Origin of the sequence: Kiloniella litopenaei, from assembly GCF_000982415.1 — a bacterium.
Classification (GTDB): Bacteria; Pseudomonadota; Alphaproteobacteria; order Kiloniellales; family Kiloniellaceae; genus Kiloniella; species Kiloniella litopenaei.
Genome location: NZ_LANI01000024.1, coordinates 83,395 through 93,102 on the forward strand (window position 1 = coordinate 83,395; position 9,708 = coordinate 93,102).

The following is a 9,708-nucleotide window of genomic DNA, read 5'->3' on the forward strand; positions in this document are numbered from 1 at the left end:
AAAATCAGCGTTTTGTTTAAAAAATGTACGATAAAAACAGAATAAATATCTGTCTTATCTAGACTTCACATATCGCCCCGGGGCAGGTTCGATTACCTTTAAAGATGATTTTCCCTTAGACGTTCCCATTCCAGGTATTCTGGCCGGAACAAGCTTTCCGCTTTTCTTCTGCGCCCATTTTGCCCAATGTGGCCACCATGATCCCGGATGTTCTTTTGCAGCTTCAAACCACTCATCAGGATCACTTGGTGTTTCCGAATTAATCCAGTGAGAATACTTCTCTGCAGCTGGTGGATTGATAATCCCGGCTATATGACCGGATGCTGCCAGAACAAACTCTTTATCACCAGAAAAATGCCGTGTATTGGCATAGGTAGATTTCCATGGGGCAATGTGATCTTCTTTTGCAGAGATCATAAAGCTTGGAACATCTATCTTACCCAAATCTATTGGTACCCCGTCCAGTGTAATACCACCTGGTTCAACGAGCTTGTTATCCAGATACATGTTGCGAAGATAAAAAGAATGCATCTTTGCAGGCATTCGCGTTGTATCAGAATTCCAGTAAAGCAAGTCAAAAGGAAAGGGGGTTTTGCCAAGCAGATAATTGTTCACAACAAAAGACCAGATGAGATCATTTGCCCGCAGCATGTTAAAGGTAGTCCCCATTTCTGCTCCGTCGAGATACCCTCGATCAGACATCTTCTTTTCAAGAACTTCCATCTGTTCTTCGTCAATAAAAACTCTGAGTTCACCTGCTTCGGCAAAGTCAGTCATCGTCACAAAGAAGGTACCGCTTTTAATACGCTTGTCTTTCTTCTCTGCCATATAGGCCAATGTAGAAGCCAGTAGAGTTCCACCGAGACAATAGCCAATTGCGTTAACCTCTTTCGATCCTGTTGCTTTTTCTATGGCATCAAGAGCGGCGAGGGGGCCACGTAGCATATAGTCTTCAAAGGAATAGTGGGCCAAACTCTCATCCGGATTTACCCAGGAAATCATGAAAACAGTGAAACCCTGTTCCACAGCCCACTTCACAAAAGAATTTTTTGCTTTAAGATCAAGGATATAGAATTTATTGATCCAGGGGGGGATGATCATAAGCGGACGAGAATAAACTTTCTCTGTCGTTGGTGCGTATTGAATAAGCTGCATAAGCTCATTTTCATAGATAACGCTACCTTGTGACGTTGCGATGTTTTCGCCCAGTGCAAAAGCATCTTCATCGGTCATTTTAATACGACCTTTTTCCAGATCAGAAATCAGATTTTCCAACCCTTGCAACAAATTCTTACCACCAGATTCTGCCGTTGCCCGCAAAATCTGGGGGTTTGTTATCAGAAAATTACTCGGTGAAACAGCATCAAGAAACTGTTTGGTATAGAAATCAACCTTGCGCGCATCGGTCTCGCTAAGTCCATCAATTTCTTTTACAGAGCTATGAATCGTATTCGCCGTTAAAAGATAAGACTGTTTAAGGAAATTAAAAAACGGGTTTTCGTCCCAGGCTTCATCCTGAAAACGTCGATCACTCTTTTTCTTTTTCTTACTTTGAGAAGATTGTTCAGACGATTCTTTCGTCGTGCCTGATTTATTTTCCCCCGCTTGATGTTCCGGGTTAAAGAAATTATGCGAGGCTTCCAACCAAAGAGAATTATATCCCTGCCATAAATCTGTTTGCAGCTTGATTGCTTTTTCAGGATCGGACCAAAATTGTTGAGACAATTGCCAGAAAGCCTTGCCAATCCGCATTGGATCAGGCTCGTTATCTAGCATTTGCCCGCTTTGTTTCATCAAAAAACGTTCAATCATTGCCTGAGATTTTTCAGAAATTGCTGTCATTGTTTCAGAAATTTCTGCGGGATCAGGTAGCTTTATTCCCTCGGGGTGTTGATCGACCATCCAGCTTTCCCTATGATCTCTTTAGTCTTTTTATAGAATAGTATATCGCCTTGTAGCTCTTTCAATGTTATACACCCATTGTTACAGCTGGAAGCGCAAAGAACAACAAGTGAGGTCAATTTCGTTACGGCATGCATCTAGTCAGTTGTAATTTTGATGTATGTGTTTCGATTTATTTGACGTTTGCATGGGGGAACGGTCTCTAAGTTATGGCCAAGGACAAATATATGCCAGAGTTGAGAAAACGTAGTGTATACCGCTTTGGGGGTAAGGGTCGCATCGTAGGAGCACTTGTGCTTCCATTAGTACTTGCAGCCTGTTCTTCTACACCCGATTGGGCGAACCCGGTAGCGTGGTTTGAAAGTGACGAACCAGAGCAACCGACACAGGTGACCAATGCAGAAAATGTCGTCCCTGCCGAAGGATTTCCGAATCTTTCAAGTGTGCCTGGCGAATCTCCGCAAACAACATCAAACGATTACAGATCACAGGTAACCGAAGGCTTGGTCGCTGATCGTAACAACGCAGAATACAGTGATCAGCCATTAACGGCCAGATCAACGCTTGTTCCCGCAGCTCCACCACCATCTGTACCACAGGCACCTTCTGTAGCACAGACAGCACCACAGGCAGTACCAGCTGCACCCGTCGTACCAAATACGGTCCCTGCATCACCCCAGGCTGTACCGGGTGCGTCATCACAAACAACCGTGATTTCATCACAAGGCGCAGCATTGCCACCGGCATTTCCAAACGGTGCACCAGCTTACGCCCAAACCCAATACACAGGGCCACAATACAACACACCCAGCTGGGGTTCGCCCTATGCCCCACAGGGGTATAATCAAGGATATACGAACCAAGCTGCATACGGATCACCCTACGCTGCGCAGCCTGGCGGTCAGCTTGTCGCTGTCATTTATTTCTCGCACGGCTCGTCAAACCTGAATAATCAAGATATTCAGGTTATTCGCGATGTCGCCGCACTTTATGGCCAACGTGGCGGTGCAATTACTGTGCTTGGACATTCAAGCTCCAGAACTCAGCTGACAGACGCATTGCGCCATCAACAGGTTAACTATGAGATTTCTGGACGACGGGCCGAAGCTGTTACCCGAGCTCTGCAAAACTCTGGTGTTCCAGCCCGTCAAATTATCACGGATGCACGTTCAGACAGTAATCCTGTTTTCCACGAATTCATGCCAACGGGCGAAGCAGGAAACAGACGTGTAGAAATCTATGTAAACTAAACAATCTATCCCGAGAAATTTTTAACATATTTCTCGGGATAAAAACGCATAAAACATTGGTCACGGAGCGAGTATTCTGCTATCTGCTTCGTGGCCTTTTTTATAGGGGCTAATCACCTTGGTCAGAACAAGACAGAATATTCTTCTTCCCTGACTAAATAAAGATAACCCAACAATTTCGAGTTGATAATGGACCAGGAATTTCACCGTATAAAACGTTTGCCGCCTTATGTATTTGCTGAAGTCAATGCATTGAAAGCAGCAGCGCGAGCGGCGAAAAAAGATATTATCGATTTTGGCATGGGAAATCCTGATCAGCCCCCACCACAACATGTTATTGATAAACTAACAGATGTTGTCCAAAACCCCAGAGTCCACGGCTATTCTACATCCCGTGGTATTCCCGGTTTAAGAAAAGCAATATCGGCCTACTATGATCGACGTTTTGGTGTTGATATAGACCCTGAAACAGAAACCATTGTTACCTTGGGGTCAAAGGAAGGGCTTGCCAATCTGGCGCAAGCTATTACCAGTCCGGGCGACATCATCCTGGCTCCCAATCCAAGCTACCCAATTCATGCTTTTGGCTTTATCATTGCCGGTGCTGCGATCAGATCGATGCCGATGACACAGGGTGGAAATATTATGGAACAGCTGGAAATTGCTGTTCGTCATTCTGTCCCCAAACCCTTGGCCATTATACTGAACTATCCGTCAAACCCCACAGCCGAAGTAAAGGATCTCGATTTTTACGCAGAGATCGTTGACTTCTGCCGTAAGCACGAGATCTATATTATTTCAGATCTGGCCTATGCCGAGGTTTATTTCAACGATACACCACCACCATCAATCCTTCAGGTTCCCGGGGCAAAAGATATTGCCGTAGAATTTCTATCCATGAGTAAAACCTACTCAATGGCTGGATGGCGCGTTGGATTCTGTTCCGGAAATAAAAAACTGGTCGCTGCCCTTACACGGGTAAAATCCTATGTTGATTATGGGGCCTTTACACCTGTCCAGGTCGCTGCCGTATCCGCACTCAATGGTCCACAGGACTGCATTGGTGAAATGCGGGATCGTTATCGCGGACGCCGGGATGTCTTGATAAAAGGTCTCAGTGCCGCAGGATGGGATATACCAAGTCCGCCCGCGACAATGTTTGCCTGGGCCCCCTTGCCAAAAGAATTTTCCCACCTGGGATCGTTGGAATTTTCCAAGTTATTATTGGAACATGCTAATGTAGCGGTTGCCCCCGGTGTCGGTTTTGGCGAGTATGGCGAAGGTTATGTCAGGTTGGGACTCGTAGAAAACGAACAACGTACGCGTCAGGCTGTAAAAAATATAAAGGCCATGATGCAGAAAAAAGACAATATTCTTGAACAAATTAGCAAGCGGAAATAAATCGTGAGTGAACCCCTTAAGATTGCGATCGCCGGATTAGGTACCGTTGGTACCGGAACCGTCAAACTTATTCAGGATAATTTGAACGTTCTAGCCCAACGCACGGGTCGTGAAATTTCTATCGTTGCTGTCTCAGCACGCAGTCGTAAGAATCGCGATTTTGATATGAGCAGCATGACCTACTATGACGACGCAGTGGACATGGCTGAAAACTGTGATGCTGATGTTGTGATGGAGCTAATTGGCGGTTCCGAGGGAATTGCGAAAGAAGTTGTCGAAGTATCAATCGCCAAGGGACGTCACGTTATTACCGCTAACAAAGCTCTGTTAGCGCACCATGGTACTGAGCTCGCCAAGTTGGCCGAAGAAGCCGGTGTTGCTCTGGCTTATGAAGCCGCGGTTGCTGGTGGAATTCCTGTTATCAAAGGTCTAAGGGAAGGGCTTGCAGCTAACTCATTTGATCTTGTGTATGGCATCCTTAATGGAACCTGTAACTTTATTCTGACCAACATGCGTGAAACAGGTCGCGACTTCGACGAAGTTCTCACCGAAGCTCAGGAACTTGGTTACGCAGAAGCTGATCCCAGTTTTGACGTAGATGGTGTTGATGCTGCACATAAACTATCACTGTTAAGTTCCGTATCCTTTGGAACCGAAGTTGATTTTGACGCTGTTTATATCGAGGGCATCAGAAATATCTCTGCACTTGATATCGTAAATGCTGAAGAACTGGGATACCGCATCAAGTTACTTGGTATTGCACGTAAAACAGAACATGGTATCGACCAACGCGTTCACCCCTGCATGGTTGCCAAAGATCAACCGATTGCCTCTGTCGAGGGCGTTTTGAACGCTGTCGTCTGTAATGGCAATCATGTTGGCACCACAATGTTCGAAGGCGCAGGCGCTGGTGGTGGCCCCACAGCTTCTGCCGTCGTTGCTGATCTCGTTGACATTGCACGTGGCACAATCTTGCCAACGTTCGGTGTTCCGGCTAACGCACTGGCGAAACCAATCGCCCAACCTGTAGAAAAACGCGAAGGTTCCTATTACCTGCGTTTACAGGTCGAAGATCGTCCCGGCGTGATTGCGGATATATCCAACATTCTCAAAGACGAAGATATTTCTGTTAAATCCCTCATACAACATGAATCCAACCCGGGTAAATCTGTTCCGCTTGTGATAACAACACAGGCAACAGTAGAAACCGCCATGAACAGATCACTCGAAAAGATTTCGCAACTCGATTGCGTACTTGAAAAACCAAATATGATCCGGATCGTCTCTCTTTAAAGAGCGATCTGAAAGCAATAACCGTTCACTATTGAACGATATCAAAGTCAGAGGACAAAGATATGGAACGCAACCTGGCCCTAGAGACCGTACGTGTCACAGAAGCTGCCGCATTGGCTTCTTCCCGTCTTATGGGACGCGGTGACGAAAAAGCAGCGGACCAAGCTGCTGTAAATGCTATGCGCGATGCCCTGAATGGCTTGGCAATTGATGGAACAGTCGTTATCGGCGAAGGCGAGCGTGACGAAGCGCCAATGCTTTATATCGGAGAGAAAGTCGGAAAAGGCGGCCCGGGCATAGATATCGCGCTGGACCCATTAGAAGGCACAACACTCACAGCCAAAGGCGGTCCGAACGCAATGTGCGTTATTGCCATGGCTGAAGCAGGTAACTTTCTGAACGCACCGGACACCTATATGGATAAAATCGCTGTAGGTGCTGGTCTTCCCGAAGGTGTTGTTGACCTAGATGAGACTGTCGCTAACAATCTAGCCAACTTGGCTAAAGCCAAAAAAACAGACATCAGTGATCTGGTTGTCTGCATTATGGACCGCCCGCGTCACGAAGAAAAAATCGCACAGGTTCGCGAATGCGGTGCTCGTATTGTCCTAATTGGCGACGGTGATGTCGCGGGTGCCTTGGCAACCAGCCGTTTTGATAGCGGTATTGATCTATTCATGGGTGCAGGTGGTGCACCAGAGGGTGTTCTTGCTGCGGCAGCTCTTCGTTGTACTGGTGGTCAGTTTCAGGGACGTTTGCTCTTTAGAAATGACGATGAAGTAGCCCGCGCGCGTCGCTGGGGCATTGAAGATCTCGATCGTAAATACGAGATCAACGAACTTGCCAAAGGCGATGTTATGTTTGTTGCAACAGGCGTAACAGACGGCAGCCTTCTTCGCGGTGTACGTCGTTACCAAGGCGGCGCAACAACACAGTCTGTTGTAATGCGTTCAAAAACCGGAACAACTCGCGTTGTTGATGCGACACATAATTTCTACCGCAAAACATGGTACGACAATCTGGGTGTTTAATACTTTACCCAATATATCAACAATAAATAAGGGGCGCCGTATTCGGCGCCTCTTGTTTTTTATGGGAAGCCCGCTAGGCTACCTCTATTCATTTAATCACTTGAATTGGTTGGTTCACGATTATGCAAGGCAAAGAGCAAGAAACTTTGCGAGATACTTTTTTGGGCATTGAAAGTTCTATTACAGGCAAACGTTGGGAAGAACGATTAAAGGATCACCGCTCGGCCCTTGCTCTCAGTCAGCGTTTGGGCTTGCCAGAAATTATCGGCAGATTACTGGCCGCCCGCGGTGTAACGCTGGATACAGCCGAAGCATTCCTGAAACCGACCCTAAGAGATTGGCTGCCAGACCCATCTGTTCTTAAGGGAATGGACGATGCAACAGCACGAATTCTCAAAGCGCTGGAACAGAAAGAAAAGATTGCAGTTTTTGGAGATTATGATGTTGACGGAGCAACTTCCTCTGCACTTCTCATACATTACTTTAAGTCAATTGGCGTTGAAATAGCTGTACATATTCCAGACAGAGTAAGTGAAGGTTACGGCCCTAATCTTCCTGCATTGCTAAATTTACAACAGCAGGGATGTTCACTGATTATCACAGTTGATTGCGGAACATCAGCTTTCGAAGCCCTTGAAGGCGCACAGCAAGCAGGCCTTGATATTCTCGTCATCGACCATCACGAGGCGGAGGCGCTGCTACCACCTGCTGTTGCTGTTGTGAACCCGAACAGGCAGGACGAAACACGTGAATACGGCTCTCTTGCCGCTGTGGGTGTGGTTTTCCTCGTGCTTGTCGCCTTGAACCGACGCTTGAGAGAAGCAAATTGGCTCGGCAAACAAAATATCAGAGAACCCAACCTTATGTCGCTACTGGACCTCGTTGCATTGGGCACAGTTTGTGATGTTGTTCCTCTATCTGGCCTGAATAGAGCCTATGTTAGTCAGGGCGTCAAAGTTCTGGCCAAGCGACATAACCCCGGCATTGTTGCATTATCTGATGTAGCCAAGCTATCAGAAAAGCCCGACAGTGGGCACCTGGGCTATACCTTGGGGCCACGGGTAAATGCAGGGGGACGCGTCGGGCAATCATGGCTCGGTGCGAAGTTACTTTCCACAGAAAATACAGACGAAGCATTAAAAATTGCCTTACAGCTGGAAGAATATAATTCAGAACGTAAAACCATCGAAACCGACGTACTTGATCAGGCTCTGGGAACAATCGGAAACGAAACAGAATTAAAAGGCATCGCCATTGCGTCGGGCGAGGGATGGCATCCCGGTGTTATCGGTATTGTCGCCAGTCGCCTCAAAGATCGTTACAACATGCCATCTCTTGTTATTGCATTTGATGAAAACGGGATAGGCAAAGGATCTGGTCGTTCTGTTCCGGGGGTTGATCTGGGCGCTGCGGTCATTGCCGCACGTCAGGCTGGCTTGCTTGAAAATGGTGGTGGGCATGCCATGGCGGCCGGCTTGACCGTTCATCAGGAAAACTACCAAGAGCTCTGCCAGTTTTTATCAGAACGTCTCTCCAAAGCGTTGTCTGAAGTTTCCTATACACCGAGCATAGGCATAGACGGCGCCCTTCAACCTGGTGGTGCCAGCACGGATCTTATCGACTTGCTGGATTCATGTGGTCCATTTGGTGTCGGCAACCCTCAGCCAAGATTCGTCTTGCCTTCTGTACGTGTTTTGCGTCCGGGTCTTGTTGGGGAAAGCCATGTCAGATGTATTTTAAGTGGCTCTGACGGCAAAACGATCAAGGGTATAGCCTTTCGATCGCTAGATAACGAATTGGGGCAACTGCTTTTGAATACCGGGGGGATGCCCATCCATGTCTGCGGCAAACTAAAACGTGATACCTGGTCCGGGCCAGATGGTGTACAAATAATTATAGAAGACGCGGCACCAATAAACGGGTAAGATAACAGAATGAAACAGTCGTTTTTTTCTTACAGACGCTATTCTATTAATTATTTTCGTTCCCTAGGCAGAATAGTTTCTGCCTTTTTTTTAATGCTTTTCCTCATACCCGTTTTCTTTCTGGAAAATAGAGCCTTTGGACAAGAAACTATTCAGGTCGACCTGGAACTTGTTCTTGCCGTTGATGCGTCGACAAGCGTTTCCGCACAGGAATTTGATTTACAGATGAGGGGCATTGCCCAGGCGTTTCGAGATCCTTCTGTTGTACAGGCCATTGCTGTTGCCGGGGATCGTGGTGTTGCGGTTGCTGTTATCCAATGGGCAAACAACCTGCTTCAAAAAGTTGCTGTGGATTGGTTCCTGATACGTGATCAGGAAAGCGCCGCCCAATTTGCTGACATTGTAGATGAAACCCCCAGATATATTTTCGGCGGGGGAACCTCCATCGGCGGCGCAATCCTCTATTCAACACGCCAAATGGAGATCAACCCCTTTATAGGTGCACGTAAAGTCATCGATATTTCCGGAGACGGGCGATCCAATCAGGGTGCACCACCAGAACTTGTTCGCAATCAATCCACAACTCAGGGCATTGTGATTAATGGTTTGACCATCAACAATGAAGACCCCTTTATTGATCGTTACTACGAAAAGTTTGTTATTGGCGGTACAGGGGCCTTTGTTCAAACTGCAACGACCTACGAAGATTTTGGTGCTGCAATGAAAGAAAAGCTGATCAAAGAGATCGGCGGTGTGCCGGTCGCGGCAAAACCCAATAAAATCAAGCTGGCGAGCCAATAATCTACACTTAATCAAAAAAAAGATTACAGAATCGAAAATACCTACTTGCCAAGGGTCTCTGAAATCGGTAAATCCTTGCTCACCGAAAGATGACCCCTTCGTCTA

At 46.8% G+C, this 9,708-nt stretch carries 7 protein-coding genes; 6 read left to right on the forward strand and 1 reads right to left on the reverse strand.

The window, feature by feature from the left end:
* Positions 1–54: 54 nt before the first annotated feature.
* The gene (locus WH95_RS16175) at positions 55–1,902 is read right to left on the reverse strand and encodes a PHA/PHB synthase family protein (protein WP_046509216.1); all 1,848 of its coding nucleotides are present in this window, start codon (positions 1,900–1,902) and stop codon (positions 55–57) included.
* A 209-nt stretch (positions 1,903–2,111) separates the two neighbouring features.
* Here WH95_RS16175 and WH95_RS16180 point away from each other — a divergent pair, with 209 nt between their 5' ends.
* The 6 genes from WH95_RS16180 to WH95_RS16205 all read left to right on the forward strand — a co-directional run bounded on the left by WH95_RS16180 (position 2,112) and on the right by WH95_RS16205 (position 9,603).
* Positions 2,112–3,152 carry an OmpA family protein gene (locus WH95_RS16180; protein ID WP_046509217.1) on the forward strand — a complete coding sequence of 347 codons (1,041 nt, stop codon included), beginning with the start codon at positions 2,112–2,114 and terminating at the stop codon, positions 3,150–3,152.
* A 189-nt stretch (positions 3,153–3,341) separates the two neighbouring features.
* Positions 3,342–4,553 carry an LL-diaminopimelate aminotransferase gene (locus WH95_RS16185; protein ID WP_046509220.1) on the forward strand — a complete coding sequence of 404 codons (1,212 nt, stop codon included), beginning with the start codon at positions 3,342–3,344 and terminating at the stop codon, positions 4,551–4,553.
* Positions 4,554–4,556: 3 nt separating this feature from the next.
* Positions 4,557–5,846, forward strand: a complete 1,290-nt coding sequence (locus tag WH95_RS16190; protein WP_046509221.1) for a homoserine dehydrogenase — start codon at positions 4,557–4,559, stop codon at positions 5,844–5,846.
* A gap of 62 nt (positions 5,847–5,908) precedes the next feature.
* Positions 5,909–6,877 (forward strand): class II fructose-bisphosphatase, encoded by a 969-nt coding sequence (glpX, locus tag WH95_RS16195; RefSeq protein WP_046509224.1) that lies wholly within the window; start codon positions 5,909–5,911, stop codon positions 6,875–6,877.
* A gap of 146 nt (positions 6,878–7,023) precedes the next feature.
* Complete coding sequence (gene recJ / locus WH95_RS16200) at positions 7,024–8,802, forward strand: single-stranded-DNA-specific exonuclease RecJ (protein ID WP_245622988.1); 1,779 nt, start codon at positions 7,024–7,026, stop codon at positions 8,800–8,802.
* A 9-nt stretch (positions 8,803–8,811) separates the two neighbouring features.
* The gene (locus WH95_RS16205) at positions 8,812–9,603 is read left to right on the forward strand and encodes a DUF1194 domain-containing protein (protein WP_052742086.1); all 792 of its coding nucleotides are present in this window, start codon (positions 8,812–8,814) and stop codon (positions 9,601–9,603) included.
* Positions 9,604–9,708: the final 105 nt, after the last annotated feature.